Here is a 15,421-nt window from a genome sequence, read left to right on the forward strand (position 1 = left end):
AGTGGGCCGGATTATGCCAGAAAAGCCCAAAAAGTGTAGGGCCCTCCCGTCAGAACGGCGTTATTCCGGCGTTAAGCAGTGAATTTACCTGCACTGAAACGTTTTAGTGACGGGTATCTGACGGCGTATCGACACCTGCACCGGCGAATAATTGGGTGATATCGGCCGCGTCGAACAGGTAACGTTCGTTGCAAAACTGGCAATCGATCTCCACGGCGCCACCGTGTTCGATAACGAGTGCCTGGGCATCATCCAGACCCAAACTGACCAACGCATTGCCCGAGCGTTCCCGAGAGCAACTGCAATGGAAACGCAGGTTCTGCACGTCAAACAGGCGCACCTGTTCTTCATGATAGAGGCGATGGAGCACGGTTTCGTTGTCCAGGCTCAGCAATTCATCGGCGGTCAGGGTGCTGGCCAGGGCGGTAATGTGCTGCCAGCTGGCGGCGCGTTCTTCTTCGTCTTTCAGACGGTCGGCAGGCAACTGCTGCAGCAACATGCCGCGGGCACGACGGCCATCGGCGTAGAGCCAGAAGCGCGTACCGACCTGCTGAGACATGACGAAGTAGTTAGTGAAGCACTCCGAGAGCGTTTCGCCGTCGAGGTCGACGATGCCTTGGTAACGCTGGCCCTGAGTCGGGTCGACGGTCAGCGCCAGCACACCATTGGGCATCAGGTCGGCGAGGGTCGCGTCGGGGGCAATCTGGTCGGCTTCGTAACGAGCCAGGCCACGGATTTCGCGCTCGCTGGAGCATTCGATCATCAGCAGCGGCACCGGGCCTTCGGAACGGGCCTGAAGAATCAGCAAGCCATCGAACTTCAAGGTGCCAACCAGCAACGCTGCCGCCGCCATCAGCTCGCCCAGCAGTTGCGCGACCGGCTCTGGATAGGCGTGTTTGGCGAGGACTTCGGCATAGCTACGCTCCAACCCAACCAGCTCGCCGCGGGTGTCGCTGTCATCGAAGATGAAGCGTTGGGTGTAGTCGTTGTCCGATAGATTGGTCATAGGTCTGGGTATCTGAAAGGGTGACAAAAAATGAAAATCGCGTCATTTCCGCATTTTTGAGCGGGCAAAGTTCAGCCGTAAGGGCATTTTATGAACAATCCGGGGTTGTTCCAAGCAAGGTCAAACCTCGGTTTTCGACGAACGGCATTTTCACTTTGCCGCTGTCGAGTACACCCATATGGCTGCACAGGTGCGCGATTACAAGTCTGCGCCCGACAGCGGTCCCTACTCGTCGTTGCTGTTACCGCGAAACTTGAACAGATCCCGGCGCTGTTTCTTGCTTGGCTTGCCATCGGTGCTCACGCCCAATGCCCCGGCCTTGCGCATGGCCGCAGCCGCTTCGCGCTTGGCGACGCTGGCTTCGGTTTCAGCATACAGGGCCTGAGCCTCTGGCGCGCCACGGCGCACGATCGACAGCGCCTGGACCACCACCGTGCGTTCCTCGAAGCCGGTGCGAATCTGAAACTCATCGCCGACCCTCGGCTCCTTGCCTGGCTTGCAGCGCTCGCCCCGGCAATGCACCTTGCCGCTTTCAATCGCGGCCTTGGCCAAGGCACGTGTTTTATAAAAACGCGCGGCCCACAACCATTTATCGAGACGGACCTTGTCGTCCTCTTCGCTTTTTTGTGCCATAGGATGACCTCATTCTGAAATATCGATGAACTGTACTACCGTTTCTGTCGTGCCATGAATCATCACGCTGTGGATTAGAATGCAGGCATTCCCCCGCACATTGAGGGATGGAAATTCGGGCAGTAGATATCTGTCGCCTTTTACCCATTATTCTGCGTGAATACCGCGAATTCGGCCGCACGCGGTCTGAGCGGTTTTTGCCGGTTGAGCACTTTTGAAGACATTTGACCATTTGACCGTTATCGGTCTGCGCGAGTGGGTGGCGCTCCCGGATTTGGGAGTCGCGGGCCTTCGGGCAAAAATCGATACCGGCGCCAGCACCTCCAGCCTGCATGCCACTGACATCGAGCCGTTCGAGCGCGACGGCGAACAATGGGTGCGCTTCACTGCGCATCTGGGCACGGTGGTGCAATTGCGGCATCGGCGCTGCGAAGCCCCGCTGGTAACGAGGAAAACCATTAAAAGCTCCAATGGCCATGCGCAGATGCGCTATGTGGTCAGCACCACCCTGGCCCTTGGTGATCGGGTCTGGCGGGTCGAGTTCACCCTCGCCTGCCGCAAGTCCATGCGTTATCGCCTGTTACTCGGCTCCAAAGCCCTGATCGACGGCCAGTTGGTGGTCAATCCGGGCATTAAATATGTACAAGACAAGCCGGTGTTCCCGGTATCTACCTTCTCCACAGGTGTTGCATGAAGATCGCTGTGCTGTCGCGGAACCCGCGTCTGTATTCCACCCGTCGTCTGGTCGAAGCCGGTATAGAGCGTGGCCATGAAATGGTGGTGATCGACACCTTGCGCGCCTACATGAACATTGCCAGCCACAAGCCGCAAATCCACTACCGCGGCAAACCACTGGAGGGTTTCGATGCGGTGATCCCGCGGATCGGCGCGTCGGTAACGTTTTATGGCTGCGCGGTGCTGCGCCAGTTCGAAATGATGGGGGTGTTTCCGCTCAACGAATCGGTGGCCATCGCCCGTTCGCGAGACAAACTGCGTTCGCTGCAATTGCTGTCGCGCCGGGGGATCGGCTTGCCGGTCACCGGTTTTGCCCACTCCCCGGATGACATTCCCGACTTGATCGAGATGGTCAACGGCGCACCACTGGTGATCAAGGTGCTGGAAGGCACTCAGGGCATCGGTGTGGTGCTGTGTGAAACGGCCACGGCGGCGGAGTCGGTGATCGAGGCCTTCATGGGGCTGAAGCAGAACATCATGGTTCAGGAGTACATCAAGGAAGCCGGTGGTGCGGACATTCGTTGTTTCGTGGTCGGCGACAAAGTAATCGCGGCGATGAAGCGCCAAGCCAAGCCAGGGGAGTTTCGCTCCAACCTGCATCGCGGCGGCAGTGCGAGCCTGATCAAGATCACGCCGGAAGAACGCATGACTGCGTTGCGTGCGGCGAAGGTCATGGGGTTGGCGGTGGCGGGGGTAGATATCCTGCGCTCCAATCATGGCCCGCTGGTGATGGAAGTGAACTCGTCGCCAGGGCTTGAAGGGATTGAAACCACCACCGGGAAGAATGTGGCGGGGATCATCATCGAGCATCTGGAGAAGAATGGCGGGCCGAATATGACTCGGACCAAAGGGAAAGGTTAAACCCAACCTTGATCGTTCCCACGCTCCGCGTGGGAATGCCTCTACGGACGCTCCGCGTTCGGCTCTGGATGGGACGCGGAGCGTCCCGGGCTGCATTTCTTTGCTGCGCGTGGGAGCGATCGAGTCAGACAGCACCCCGCGGCAACATCAACCCAAGCGGCAACCGCACCCGCGCTTCCAGCCCACCACCGGAGCGGTTGCGCAGCTCGACATTCCCGCCATGCATCGAAGCGATCCGCTTCACGATCGCCAACCCCAACCCGGTGCCCTTCCCGCCCCGAGCCCGATCACCACGGGTGAACGGGTTGAAGATTGCCTCCAGCTCCGACGGATCGATCCCCGCGCCACGGTCCATGACACTCAGCACCACATACGGCGCACTGGTATCTCCGGACACATATGCCGCCACTTCAACGCCGCTGCCTGCATGATGCAAAGCATTGCCGATCAGGTTGTTCAGCAACCGTTTCATCGACACCCGCCGCAGCGGGAACGGCTGGATCGGTTCCAGGCGCAAGTGCACTTTCTCTTCGTTCTGGTTGTAAGGCGCGACAACTTCGCGAACCAGCTCGCTCAAGTCCACTTCTTCCACCGACTCGTCACGTCCGTCACGAATGAATGCCAGGAACTGATCCAGAATCGCGTCCATGTCTTCGATGTCGCGGATCATGTCGTCTGTCAGGTCACTGTGGGCGCCCATCAGTTCCAGTGACAGCCGTAAACGGGTCAGGGGCGTGCGCAGGTCGTGGGAGACCCCGGCAAGCATCAGTTCCCGTTCGCGCCCCGCCTGTTCGACGTCTTCAGCCATTTGGTTGAAGGCGCGATAAACCTCGGTCATCTCGCTCGGTGTATCGCTGATCGGCAGGCGCACGCTGCGGCCCTGACCGAGTTGCCTCGCGGCATAGACCAGACGTTTCAGTGGTTGATTGAGCTGGCTGACGAAAATCCACGCCGAGGCGGTGGACAACAAACCAATGGCGAGAAACCACCCGAGCACGTTCCAGATTTTCTGGCCGCGCAATGGATGCGGGTACAGCGGCACTTTCAGCCAGCCATCGCCCAGGCTGGGCGCCCGGACCCACAGCGCCGGCGGCGAATGCATGCGTAACCGCACTTCGGTGTCGGCACCCAGTTCGGCCTGCATCTGTCGCTGGTAAATCTCGCTGTATGGCCAGTGTTGTTCGCCTTCAGGCACACCAGCACCCACCACCCGGATCAGGGTCGCGGCATCGGCGATTTTGGTGCGGTTTTCTTCATCGGCGGCCCAATAGGCACGCAGCGTCAGGGCGACGCCGTGGCTGTATTGGCGATCCACCAGCACATCTTCGTTCATCAACAGATAAACCAGGGTCAGCGCCTTGGAGAACAGGACGACGATCAGCACCAGCCACAGGGTGCGGGAGAAGAAGCTCTGGGGGAACCAAACAGGGGTTTTCATGGGTAACCGCTACACACTTGCAGGAGCGAGCGATGCTCGCATATTGCGGATCGCGAGTCTGCGGAAAAGGTCATCTGGCCCATTACCCGCAAGACCCGCTCCTACAAATCACCGATCACTTCGTGGCGGCGCCATCCGGAACGAACACGTAACCCACGCCCCAGACGGTCTGGATGTAGCGTGGTTTGGACGGATCGGGCTCGATCATCCGGCGCAGACGGGAAATCTGCACATCGATGGAACGCTCCAGGGCATCCCACTCGCGACCACGGGCCAGGTTCATCAGCTTGTCGCGGGTCAATGGCTGACGGGCGTTCATGACCAACGCCTTGAGCACCGCGAACTCACCGGTGGTGAGCATGTGCACTTCGTCGCCGCGCTTGAGTTCGCGGGTGGCCAGGGACAGTTCGTAGTCACCGAAGGTCACGCTTTCGTCTTCGCTGCCCGGGGCGCCTGGCACCGGTGCCGCCTGACGACGCAGAACCGCTTTGACCCGAGCCATCAGCTCATCCGGGTTGAACGGCTTGGCCAGGTAATCGTCGGCGCCCAGTTCCAGACCCTTGATGCGGCTAAGCTCATCGCCCTTGGCGGTCAGCATGATGATCGGAATCTGATTGTTCGCCGTGCGCAGGCGGCGGCAAGCGGTCAGGCCGTCTTCGCCGGGCAGCATCAGGTCGAGGACGACCAGGTTGAACACTTCACGCGCCAGCAGGCGGTCCATTTGTTCAGTGTTCGGGACGGCGCGGGCGCGGTAGCCCTTGCTGACGAAAAAGCGTTCCAGCAGGCTGCTCAGCCCAGGATCGTCGTCAACAATAAGAATTTTTTCGCCTTCAGCAATGTTTGCAGTGCTGCTCATTGGATGCTCCTTTGATCTCGGCGCGCATTATGGCGTAGCTGCCGTTATACGCACCGTGTGCATTGTTAGCAGATTTTTCCTTCACCGCCAGAAAACCCGGCATTGTGCCTACAACTCGCGATGCCCCCGAATGGACAGAACGCTGGTTATAATGCGCGGCCTTTTGTGTCAGGCAACGTCTGATCGTTACTGTAAGCAGCCTCTTTTTTTTTTCATGGCGCTGGCAGTAATTGTTCGATTTCACGGGTCAACGGGAAGCCTGTTGGCTCAGGTAGCGGCGCACGCCAGGCCGCTCAACCAGACTCGCCGAGCCCTTATTTCTGCGCCTGCGAGCCTGCTTTCACAATTTGTCAGGTGGTTTTATGGACAGCATCAACAGCCGCATCGCCGAGGAACTCGGTGTACGCCCACAACAGGTCGAAGCGGCCGTCGCGCTACTCGATGAAGGCTCTACCGTTCCCTTCATCGCCCGCTACCGGAAAGAAGTGACCGGCAGCCTCGATGACATCCAGTTGCGTCATCTGGAAGAGCGTCTGCGCTACCTGCGAGAACTCGACGAACGGCGTATCAGCATCCTCGCCAGCATTCAAGAGCAGGGCAAACTGACCCCGCAACTCGAACGCGACATCAAACTCGCCGACACCAAGACCCGTCTCGAAGACTTGTACCTGCCGTACAAGCAAAAGCGCCGCACCAAAGGCCAGATCGCCCTGGAAGCCGGCCTCGGCGAGCTGGCCGACGGCCTGTTCAACGACCCGACCCTGAACCCTGAAGCCGAAGCCGCGCGCTTCATCGACGCCGAAAAAGGCGTGGCCGATGTGAAAGCCGCCCTTGAAGGCGCCAAGTACATCCTCATGGAGCGCTTCGCCGAAGACGCCGGCCTGCTGGACAAGTTGCGCAACTACCTCAAGCAGGAAGCCACCCTCAGTGCCCGCGTGATCGCTGGCAAGGAAGAGGAAGGCGCCAAGTTCCGCGACTATTTCGAACACGACGAACCGCTGAAAAGCATGCCTTCGCACCGCGCACTGGCGATTTTCCGTGGCCGCAACGAAGGCATTCTCAGCTCTGCACTGAAAGTCGGCGATGAACTGCCGGGCACCATGCACCCGTGCGAAGGCATGATCGGCCAGCAATTCGGCATTCAGAACCAGAACCGCGCCGCCGACAAATGGCTGGGCGAAGTGGTGCGCTGGACCTGGAAGGTCAAGCTCTACACCCACCTGGAAACCGACCTGCTGGGCGAGCTGCGCGATGGCGCGGAAACCGAAGCGATCAACGTGTTCGCACACAACCTGCATGACTTGCTGCTGTCGGCTCCGGCCGGCCCGCGTGCCACCCTGGGCCTCGACCCGGGCCTGCGCACCGGTTGCAAGGTGGCCGTGGTCGATGCCACCGGCAAGCTGCTGGATCACGCCACGGTTTACCCGCACGTGCCACACAACAAGTGGGACCAGACCATCGCGATTCTGGCTGCCCTGTGCGCCAAGCATTCGGTGGACCTGATCGCCATCGGCAACGGCACCGCCAGCCGTGAAACCGACAAGCTCGCCGCTGAGCTGATCAAAAAATACCCAGCCATGAAGATGACCAAGGTCATGGTCTCCGAGGCTGGTGCATCGGTGTACTCGGCGTCGGAACTGGCCTCCAAGGAATTCCCGGACCTCGACGTATCGATCCGTGGCGCGGTGTCGATAGCCCGTCGCTTGCAGGATCCGCTGGCTGAGCTGGTGAAGATCGATCCGAAATCCATCGGTGTCGGCCAGTACCAGCACGACGTGTCGCAGCAGAAACTGGCACGCGGCCTGGACGCTGTGGTTGAGGACTGCGTGAACGCCGTGGGCGTCGACGTCAACACCGCCTCCGTGGCGCTACTGGCGCGCATCTCCGGCCTCAACGCGACCCTGGCGCAGAACATCGTCACCCACCGCGACGAGCACGGCGCCTTCAAAACCCGTGCGGCGCTGAAAAAAGTCGCGCGTCTGGGTGAAAAAACCTTCGAACAGGCAGCGGGCTTCCTGCGCGTCATGAACGGCGACAACCCGCTGGATTCGTCCGCGGTTCACCCGGAAGCCTATCCGCTGGTGCAGCGTATTGCCGCTGAAACCGACCGTGACATTCGCTCGCTGATCGGCGACGCGAGCTTCCTCAAGCGTCTCGATCCGAAGAAGTACACCGACGAAACGTTCGGCCTGCCGACAGTCACCGACATCCTGCAAGAGCTGGAAAAACCCGGTCGCGACCCGCGTCCCGAGTTCAAGACCGCCGAGTTCCAGGAAGGCGTCGAAGACCTCAAGGATCTGCAACTGGGGATGATCCTCGAAGGCGTGGTCACCAACGTGACCAACTTCGGCGCCTTCGTCGACATTGGCGTGCATCAGGACGGTCTGGTACACATCTCCGCGCTGTCGGAGAAGTTCATCAAGGATCCGCGCGAAGCGGTGAAGGCCGGTGATGTGGTCAAGGTGAAGGTCATGGAAGTCGACATCCCGCGCAAACGCGTTGGCCTGTCGATGCGCATGAGCGACACCCCGGGCGAGAAGATCGACGGTGCCCGTGGCGCGCGTCCGGGTTCGGCACCACGCCAATCCCAGAACACCGCACCGCGCAAGGAAACCACGGCAGCGGCCCCGGCCAACAACGCCATGGCCTCGCTGTTCGCCAACGCCAAACAGTTGAAAAAGCGCTGATGGAGATCCCGGCCGGCTTGACCGAAAGCGCGTTTTTCAAGCTGCTGGGGTGTCGCTTGCACAGTCTGGAAACCGGGGTGGCGCAAGTCGCCCTGGCGCTTGAACCAGAACTGCGCAATCGCGGCGGCAAACTGCACGGCGGCGCTTTGTTCAGTCTGGTGGACATTGCCATGGGGCTGGCCTGTTCCAGCACCCACGGCTTTGACCAGCAGAGCGCAACCATTGAGTGCAAGATCAACTACATCCGCGCCGTCGCCGACGGTGAAGTGATATGCACGGCGCGGGTGATCCACCCGGGCCGCCGCACGCTGGTGGTCGAAGCCGACGTGATGCAAGGCGACAAACTCGTCGCAAAAGCACAAGGCACGTTCGCTGTCCTGTAGCCCCCCATCATCAATTTGAGTTAATTTCGGCGCTGTGACTGCAGCGTCGGAGTTTTCTGTGGGAGCGGGCTTGCTCGCGAAGGCGGTGTGTCTGGCAACTTCAATGTTGACTGACACGCCCTCTTCGCGAGCAAGCCCGCTCCCACAGGGGATTGCGGCGATCAATTCCTGGCTGGCTGACAGCAGGCCAGTGCGGCCCGAAAACCAGGCGAAAACGCCAGTTTCAACTTCACCCTTGTAGACCGTCTTGCCCACCCCCATATTGGGGCGACTGACGCGTGAAGGAATCCAACTTGAGCGAACTTCTCAACCGCCGCCTGGCTCTGCTCGGCGAGCGCGCTAACCTCTCTCTGCTCGAACAGTGCCTTCACGGCATCGAACGTGAATGCCTGCGTGTGACGGGCGAAGGGCGCCTGGCGCAAACGCCGCACCCCGAAGCATTGGGTTCCGCGCTGACCAACGAACAAATCACCACTGACTACTCCGAGTCGCTGCTGGAGTTCATTACGCCAGCCCTGCCAGACCCGGCGGATACCCTGGCGAGCCTCGATAAGATCCATCGGTTTGCCTACAGCAAGCTAGGCAACGAGTACCTGTGGAGTCCCTCGATGCCGTGCCCGTTGCCGGCCGAGGAAGACATCCCGATCGCTTATTACGGCACCTCCAACATTGGTCAGCTCAAGTACGTCTATCGCAAGGGCCTGGCGCTGCGTTACGGCAAGACCATGCAGTGCATCGCCGGGATCCACTACAACTTTTCCCTGCCGGAAAAGCTCTGGCCGCTGCTTAAAGAGGCTGAAGGCTTTGTCGGCACCGATCGCGATTATCAGTCGTCGGCCTACATCGCGCTGATCCGCAACTTCCGTCGCTACAGCTGGCTGCTGATGTACCTGTTCGGCGCCTCGCCTGCGCTGGACGCCGGTTTCCTGCGTGGTCGCTCGCATCAACTGGAACAGCTGGACCCGGACACCTTGTACCTGCCGTACGCCACCAGCCTGCGCATGAGCGACCTGGGTTACCAGAGCAACGCCCAGGCCGGTCTGACACCGTGCTACAACGATCTGACCAGCTACACCGACAGCCTGCGCAAAGCGGTGGCTACACCTTACCCGCCGTACGTCGAGATCGGTACGCACCAGGACGGTGAGTGGGTTCAGCTCAACACCAACATCCTGCAGATCGAAAACGAGTACTACTCCAACATCCGTCCGAAGCGCGTGACCTATACCGGCGAACGGCCGATCCAGGCGCTGGTGGCCCGTGGCATTCAGTACGTCGAAGTGCGCTGCCTGGACATCAACCCGTTCCTGCCGATGGGCATCGACCTCACCGAGTCACGGTTCCTCGACGCATTCCTGCTGTATTGCGCGCTGAACGACAGCCCGCTGTTGACCAGTACCAGCTGCGGCAACGCGACGTCGAACTTCCTCAGCGTGGTCAAGGAAGGTCGTCGTCCGGGCCTGCAGTTGCAACGCGACGGGCACCCGGTAGACCTGAAGGAATGGGCCGGCGAATTGCTGGAAAAGATTGCGCCATTAGCAGCATTGCTGGATCAAAGCCATGGCGGCGATGCCCACAGCAAGGCACTGGACGCACAATTGGCCAAGGTCAAGGACTCGTCCCTGACACCATCGGCTCAGGTGTTGGCGGCGATGGCCGAGCACAAGGAAAGCTTTGCCCGGTTCTCCTTGCGTCAGAGTCAGGTGCATGCGGAATTTTTCCGTAGCGAGCCGCTTTCAGGCGAAGAACAGGCTAGATTTGAAGAGCTGGCGCGCTCGTCGCTGGCTCAACAAGTGGAGCTGGAACAGAACGAAGTCGGCGATTTCGATGTGTTTGTCGGGGCGTATCAGGCGAGTATTCTGGCGATCAGCAACTAGACTCAGAAGATCCTGCGGACCTTATCGCGGGCAAGCCTCGCTCCGATCGTTCCCACGCTCTGCGTGGTAATGCCTCAAGGGACGCTCCGTGTCCAGGTGACGCGGAGCGTCACCGGCTGCATTCCCACGCGGAGCGTGGGAATGATCGACAACGGCCTCTCTTAGAATTTTCCGCTCATAAGATAATTCGAAAAAGTTATTTATTTTCGGATTCTTATATCATTTAGTCTCCTTTTCACGCCGACTCTCGGTCGCCTGACAAGGAGCTTCCCGATGAAACTGACTTCCCCTCTTCGCCTTCTGGCCGCCGCGTTTCTGGCTTCGGCGAGTTTCCTGGCTCAGGCGGCAGATGTGACCGTCGCCTACCAGACCACCGTTGACCCGGCCAAAGTCGCCCAAGCCGACGGCACCTACGAAAAAGCCACCAAAGCCAACATCGACTGGCGCAAATTCGACAACGGCGCCGACATCATTGCCGCCATCGCTTCCGGCGATGTGCAAATCGGCTACCTCGGCTCCAGCCCCCTGACGGCGGCAATCACCCGCAAAGTCCCGGTGGAAACCTTCCTCATCGCCACCCAGATCGGTGCCGCCGAAGCGCTGGTCGCTCGCGACGGTTCCGGGATCAAGACTCCACAAGACCTGATTGGCAAGAAAATCGCCGTACCGTTCGTATCCACCGGCCACTACAGCCTGCTGGCCGCGCTGAAACACTGGAACATCGACCCGTCGAAAGTCACCGTGCTCAACCTTGCCCCGCCAGCCATCATCGCTGCGTGGAAACGCGGTGATATCGACGCCACCTATGTGTGGGATCCAGCTCTCGGCGTGGCCAAGGAAAACGGCAAAGTGCTGATCACCTCGGGCGAACTGGCCAAGTTCGGCGCACCGACTTTCGATGCCTGGATCGTGCGTAAGGATTTCGCCCAGAAGCACCCGGAAATCGTCACCGCGTTCGCCAAAGTGACCCTCGATGCCTACGCCGACTACCGCAAAGACCCGACAGCCTGGCTCGCCAACCAAAGCAATGTCGACAAACTGGTGAAGCTCTCCGGTGCCAAGGCCAGCGACATTCCATTGCTGCTGCAAGGCAACGTCTTCCCGCTCGCGGCTGATCAGGTGATCACCCTCGGCGCGCCAACCACCAAGGCCATTACCGACACCGCGGTGTTCCTCAAGGAACAGGGCAAGGTCGAGGCCGTGCTGCCGGACTACGCGCCGTACGTCAGCGCCAAATACATCACCAATTGATCGGGAGTTAACCGCGATGGCTTTGCTTCAGCTGGAGCGCATCTGCGCACAGTACCCAGGCAGCACGGAACCTGTGCTGGCGGATATTTCCCTGAGCCTGGGGCCCCGGCAGTTGCTGGTCGCCCTCGGCCCGTCCGGCAGTGGCAAGACCTCGCTGTTGAACCTGATTGCCGGTTTCGTCGAGCCCACTGCCGGGCGCATCACCCTTGACGGCGTGCCAGTCAAAGGCCCGAGCGCCGAGCGCGGCGTGGTGTTTCAGGACGACGCCCTGCTGCCTTGGCAGGACGTGCTGGCCAACGTCGGTTTCGGCCTGGAACTGGCCGGCGCTCCGCGGGAAAAACGTGAACAGCGCGCCCGGGAAATGCTCGCGTTGGTGGACCTTTCCGGTTTCGAAAACCGCCGAATCTGGCAGCTCTCGGGCGGGCAGAAGCAACGCGTCGGCCTGGCCCGCGCCCTCGCCGCCGACCCTCGGGTGTTGCTGATGGACGAACCCTTCGGCGCCCTCGACGCCTTCACTCGCGAACAGATGCAGGAGCTGTTGCTGCAAGTCTGGCAACGCACTGCCAAACCGGTGTTCCTGATTACCCACGACATTGAAGAAGCGGTGTTCCTCGCCACGGATCTGATTCTGTTGGCGCCAAATCCTGGGCAAATCGTCGAGCGTCTGAGCCTGGACTTCGGTCAGCGTTACGCCGCCGGCGAATCGGCGCGGGCGATCAAATCCGACCCGCGCTTTATCGAAACCCGCGAACACGTGCTCGCCAAAGTGTTCTCCCAACGCAGTGCCGTCCAGCGGCAGGAGCGCGCATGAGCACCTATGAAATTCCCGCCGCGACGGTTAAACCGGGCTCGACGGTCATTGCGCTGCGTCGCAGTTTGAACACGCGCTGGATCAGCGTACTGACGCTGATCGCTCTCGTTGCCATTTGGTGGGCCGTCACCGCCACCGGTTTGATCGAACCGTTGTTCCTGCCGCCACCCTCCGCCGTGCTGCAAAAAGGCTGGCTGCTGGTGACCACTGGCTACATGGATTCGACCTTGTGGCAACACTTGGGCGCGAGCCTCAGCCGTATTGGCCTGGGCCTTGGTTTCGCCGTGCTGACCGCCGTGCCGGTGGGCATCGCCATCGGCCACAACCGCATCGCTCGCGGCATTCTCGATCCGCTGATCGAGTTCTACCGCCCGATTCCGCCGCTGGCGTATTTGCCGCTGATCGTGATCTGGTGCGGTATCGGTGAGTTGTCGAAAGTCTTGTTGATCTACCTGGCGATCTTCGCCCCGATCGCGATTGCCACCGCCACGGGCGTGCGTACCGTCGACCCGGCCAAATTGCGCGCCGCGCAGTCGTTTGGCGCGACTCGGGCGCAGTTGATCCGGTATGTGATTCTGCCCAGTGCCTTGCCGGACATTTTGACCGGCGTGCGGATTGGGCTGGGTGTGGGTTGGTCGACGCTGGTCGCCGCCGAACTGATCGCCGCCACCAGCGGTTTGGGCTTCATGGTGCAGTCGGCCGCGCAATTCCTGGTCACCGATGTGGTGGTGCTGGGGATTCTGGTGATCGCGCTGATCGCCTGCGCCATGGAAATGGGCTTGCGGGCGCTGCAACGCAAACTGGTGCCATGGCACGGCCAGGCTCACTGAATATTCATTGTGGGAGCGAGCTTGCTCGCTCCCACAAACAGCTCGACGCCCCGGATTGAAGAGAACCACCATGAGCCACCTGACAATCTTCCCTTTAAGCTCCGCCCTCGGCGCGCAAATCAGCGGTGTCGATATCAGCCAGCCGCTGAACGTGGAACAACGCGACGCCATCGAGCAGGCACTGCTCAAGCATCAAGTGCTGTTCTTCCGCGACCAGCCGATCGAGCCGCAGCAGCAAGCGCGATTCGCCGCCTATTTCGGCGACCTGCACATCCACCCGATCTACCCGAACGTGCCGGAGCAGCCGGAAGTGCTGATCCTCGACACCGCCGTCACCGACGTGCGGGACAATGCGATCTGGCACACCGACGTGACCTTCCTGCCGACCCCGGCGATGGGCGCGGTGCTCAGCGCCAAACTGCTGCCGGAGTTCGGTGGCGACACGCTGTGGGCCAGTGGTATTGCGGCGTATGAAGCGTTATCGGCACCGATGAAAACTCTGCTCGAAGGGTTGACCGCTACTCACGATTTCACACGTTCCTTCCCGCTGGAGCGTTATGGCAACACGCCAGAAGCCTTGGCCCAGTGGGAAGAAGCCCAGCGCAAGAACCCACCGTTATCGCACCCGGTGATTCGTACGCACCCGGTGAGCGGGCGTCGGTCGTTGTTCGTCAATGAAGGGTTCACGTCGAAGATCAATGAACTGTCGGAGACGGAAAGCGAGGTGATTCTGAAATTCCTGTTCGCCCACACCACACGGCCGGAATTCACCATCCGCTGGCGCTGGAAGAAAGACGACATTGCATTCTGGGACAATCGTGTGACCCAGCATCACGCGGTGGATGATTACCGCCCGGCGCGTCGGGTCATGCAGCGGGCAACCGTGTTGGGGGATGTGCCTTTCTTCCGGTGAGCCGATCGTTGAACGCGCTCGGCTTTGGATGGGACGCGGAGCGTCCCGGGCGGCATTCCCACGCAGAGCGTGGGAACGATCAGTACGGAGTTACTCAGCCGTCGAAGGCTTCTCCCACAAATTGATCCCACCCTCTTGGGCAAACCGGTCAATCTCCGCCAATTCTTCCACGCTAAAACTCAGATTCTTCAACGCCCCGACGTTCTCGATGATCTGCTCCGGCCGGCTCGCGCCGATCAGCGCCGAGGTCACCCGCGGGTCGCGCAGGGTCCAGGCCAGCGCCAACTGCGCCAGGCTCTGACCGCGGCGTTTGGCGATTTCATTGAGCGCCCGCACATGGGCGATGTTGGCTTCGGACAGGTGCGACGCCTGCAACGAACCACCGCCCGGTCGATTGACCCGCGCATCCGCTGGCACCCCATTGAGGTACTTGTCGGTCAACAGCCCCTGAGCCAATGGCGTGAAGGCGATCACGCCGGTGCCGAGTTCATCGGTGGTGTCCAGCAGGTCCTTTTCGACCCAGCGATTCAGCAGGTTGTAGGCCGGTTGGTGTATCAGCAACGGCACTTTCCACTCTTTCAGCAACCCAGCGATTTCACGGGTTTTCACTCCGGAATAGGACGAGATGCCGATGTACAGCGCCTTGCCCTGCTGCACCGCAGTGGCCAGTGCGCTGGCGGTTTCTTCCAGCGGTGTGTCCGGATCGAAGCGGTGGGAATAGAAGATGTCTACGTAGTCGAGGCCCAGGCGCTGCAGGCTCTGGTCGAGGCTGGCCAATATGTATTTACGCGAACCACCGCCCTGACCGTAAGGGCCGGCCCACATATCCCAACCGGCCTTGCTGGAGATGATCAACTCGTCGCGGTACTGCTTGAAGTCTTCGCGCAGCAAACGACCGAAGTTGATCTCGGCGCTGCCATACGGCGGGCCGTAGTTGTTGGCCAGGTCGAAATGGTTGATACCGAGATCGAACGCCGTGCGCAGCAACGAGCGCTGGGTGTCGATCGGCGTACTGTCGCCGAAGTTGTGCCACAAGCCCAGGGATAACGCCGGCAGCACCAGCCCGCTGCGGCCTACACGGCGGTAAGGGATGGAATCGTAGCGGTTTTCGGCAGCGGTGTAGGTCATCGAATCCTCTCT

14 protein-coding genes are annotated in these 15,421 nt (G+C 60.5%); 9 read left to right on the forward strand and 5 right to left on the reverse strand.

Annotation, left to right across the window (positions count from 1 at the left end; all coding sequences use genetic code 11):
* Nucleotides 1–103: 103 nt before the first annotated feature.
* Both hslO and MMG91_RS10550 read right to left on the reverse strand, forming a co-directional pair.
* Entirely contained in the window at nt 104–1,006 is a 903-nt protein-coding gene (gene hslO, locus MMG91_RS10545) for an Hsp33 family molecular chaperone HslO (protein WP_305447775.1), read from the reverse strand.
* A gap of 225 nt (nt 1,007–1,231) precedes the next feature.
* Nucleotides 1,232–1,639: an RNA-binding S4 domain-containing protein gene (locus MMG91_RS10550; RefSeq protein ID WP_038978494.1), complete on the reverse strand. Its 408-nt coding sequence runs from the start codon at nt 1,637–1,639 to the stop codon at nt 1,232–1,234.
* 232 nt (nt 1,640–1,871) lie between these two features.
* On the opposite strand from MMG91_RS10550, the gene MMG91_RS10555 reads away from it, so the two are divergent.
* Nucleotides 1,872–2,333: an ATP-dependent zinc protease gene (locus MMG91_RS10555; protein ID WP_173667533.1), complete on the forward strand. Its 462-nt coding sequence runs from the start codon at nt 1,872–1,874 to the stop codon at nt 2,331–2,333.
* On the forward strand, nt 2,330–3,235 hold the full coding sequence (gene rimK, locus MMG91_RS10560) for a 30S ribosomal protein S6--L-glutamate ligase (protein WP_007903081.1): 906 nt from the start codon (nt 2,330–2,332) through the stop codon (nt 3,233–3,235). Before MMG91_RS10555 ends, rimK begins: the two co-directional genes overlap by 4 nt.
* Before the next feature lie 124 nt (nt 3,236–3,359).
* On the opposite strand, the gene MMG91_RS10565 is transcribed toward rimK, so the two are convergent.
* A complete protein-coding gene (locus tag MMG91_RS10565; RefSeq protein ID WP_310659541.1) occupies nt 3,360–4,673 on the reverse strand; it encodes an ATP-binding protein in 1,314 nt (437 codons plus the stop codon).
* 115 nt (nt 4,674–4,788) lie between these two features.
* On the reverse strand, nt 4,789–5,529 hold the full coding sequence (ompR, locus tag MMG91_RS10570; RefSeq protein ID WP_007903084.1) for a two-component system response regulator OmpR: 741 nt from the start codon (nt 5,527–5,529) through the stop codon (nt 4,789–4,791).
* A 362-nt stretch (nt 5,530–5,891) separates the two neighbouring features.
* On the opposite strand from ompR, the gene MMG91_RS10575 reads away from it, so the two are divergent.
* The 7 genes from MMG91_RS10575 to tauD all read left to right on the forward strand — a co-directional run bounded on the left by MMG91_RS10575 (nt 5,892) and on the right by tauD (nt 14,281).
* Nucleotides 5,892–8,216, forward strand: a complete 2,325-nt coding sequence (locus tag MMG91_RS10575) for a Tex family protein (RefSeq protein ID WP_310659542.1) — start codon at nt 5,892–5,894, stop codon at nt 8,214–8,216.
* Nucleotides 8,216–8,599, forward strand: a complete 384-nt coding sequence (locus tag MMG91_RS10580) for a PaaI family thioesterase (RefSeq protein WP_305447773.1) — start codon at nt 8,216–8,218, stop codon at nt 8,597–8,599. Before MMG91_RS10575 ends, MMG91_RS10580 begins: the two co-directional genes overlap by 1 nt.
* Nucleotides 8,600–8,892: 293 nt before the next feature.
* Nucleotides 8,893–10,476 (forward strand): glutamate--cysteine ligase, encoded by a 1,584-nt coding sequence (gshA, locus tag MMG91_RS10585; RefSeq protein WP_305447772.1) that lies wholly within the window; start codon nt 8,893–8,895, stop codon nt 10,474–10,476.
* A 273-nt stretch (nt 10,477–10,749) separates the two neighbouring features.
* Nucleotides 10,750–11,727, forward strand: a complete 978-nt coding sequence (tauA, locus tag MMG91_RS10590) for a taurine ABC transporter substrate-binding protein (protein ID WP_305447771.1) — start codon at nt 10,750–10,752, stop codon at nt 11,725–11,727.
* 16 nt (nt 11,728–11,743) lie between these two features.
* Nucleotides 11,744–12,538 (forward strand): taurine ABC transporter ATP-binding subunit, encoded by a 795-nt coding sequence (gene tauB / locus MMG91_RS10595; protein WP_305447770.1) that lies wholly within the window; start codon nt 11,744–11,746, stop codon nt 12,536–12,538.
* Nucleotides 12,535–13,368, forward strand: coding sequence for a taurine ABC transporter permease TauC (tauC, locus tag MMG91_RS10600; protein ID WP_310659543.1), 834 nt, complete (start codon nt 12,535–12,537; stop codon nt 13,366–13,368). Before tauB ends, tauC begins: the two co-directional genes overlap by 4 nt.
* A 70-nt stretch (nt 13,369–13,438) precedes the next feature.
* Nucleotides 13,439–14,281: a taurine dioxygenase gene (gene tauD / locus MMG91_RS10605; RefSeq protein ID WP_310659544.1), complete on the forward strand. Its 843-nt coding sequence runs from the start codon at nt 13,439–13,441 to the stop codon at nt 14,279–14,281.
* Between the two features lie 90 nt (nt 14,282–14,371).
* On the opposite strand, the gene mgrA is transcribed toward tauD, so the two are convergent.
* A complete protein-coding gene (gene mgrA, locus MMG91_RS10610) occupies nt 14,372–15,409 on the reverse strand; it encodes an L-glyceraldehyde 3-phosphate reductase (RefSeq protein WP_305447767.1) in 1,038 nt (345 codons plus the stop codon).
* Nucleotides 15,410–15,421: the final 12 nt, after the last annotated feature.

The sequence above is a fragment of the Pseudomonas sp. JL3 genome (assembly GCF_031570575.1).
GTDB classification, from domain to species: domain Bacteria; phylum Pseudomonadota; class Gammaproteobacteria; order Pseudomonadales; family Pseudomonadaceae; genus Aquipseudomonas; species Aquipseudomonas cucumis.

Excerpts from the sequence above, each read along its gene's own strand:
- hslO (WP_305447775.1), bottom strand. The coding sequence starts at position 1,006 with ATGACCAATCTATCGGACAACGACTACACCCAACGCTTCATCTTCGAT.
- MMG91_RS10550 (WP_038978494.1), bottom strand. The coding sequence starts at position 1,639 with ATGGCACAAAAAAGCGAAGAGGACGACAAGGTCCGTCTCGATAAATGG.
- rimK (WP_007903081.1), top strand. The coding sequence starts at position 2,330 with ATGAAGATCGCTGTGCTGTCGCGGAACCCGCGTCTGTATTCCACCCGT.
- MMG91_RS10565 (WP_310659541.1), bottom strand. The coding sequence starts at position 4,673 with ATGAAAACCCCTGTTTGGTTCCCCCAGAGCTTCTTCTCCCGCACCCTG.
- ompR (WP_007903084.1), bottom strand. The coding sequence starts at position 5,529 with ATGAGCAGCACTGCAAACATTGCTGAAGGCGAAAAAATTCTTATTGTT.
- MMG91_RS10575 (WP_310659542.1), top strand. The coding sequence starts at position 5,892 with ATGGACAGCATCAACAGCCGCATCGCCGAGGAACTCGGTGTACGCCCA.
- MMG91_RS10580 (WP_305447773.1), top strand. The coding sequence starts at position 8,216 with ATGGAGATCCCGGCCGGCTTGACCGAAAGCGCGTTTTTCAAGCTGCTG.
- tauA (WP_305447771.1), top strand. The coding sequence starts at position 10,750 with ATGAAACTGACTTCCCCTCTTCGCCTTCTGGCCGCCGCGTTTCTGGCT.
- tauB (WP_305447770.1), top strand. The coding sequence starts at position 11,744 with ATGGCTTTGCTTCAGCTGGAGCGCATCTGCGCACAGTACCCAGGCAGC.
- tauC (WP_310659543.1), top strand. The coding sequence starts at position 12,535 with ATGAGCACCTATGAAATTCCCGCCGCGACGGTTAAACCGGGCTCGACG.
- tauD (WP_310659544.1), top strand. The coding sequence starts at position 13,439 with ATGAGCCACCTGACAATCTTCCCTTTAAGCTCCGCCCTCGGCGCGCAA.
- mgrA (WP_305447767.1), bottom strand. The coding sequence starts at position 15,409 with ATGACCTACACCGCTGCCGAAAACCGCTACGATTCCATCCCTTACCGC.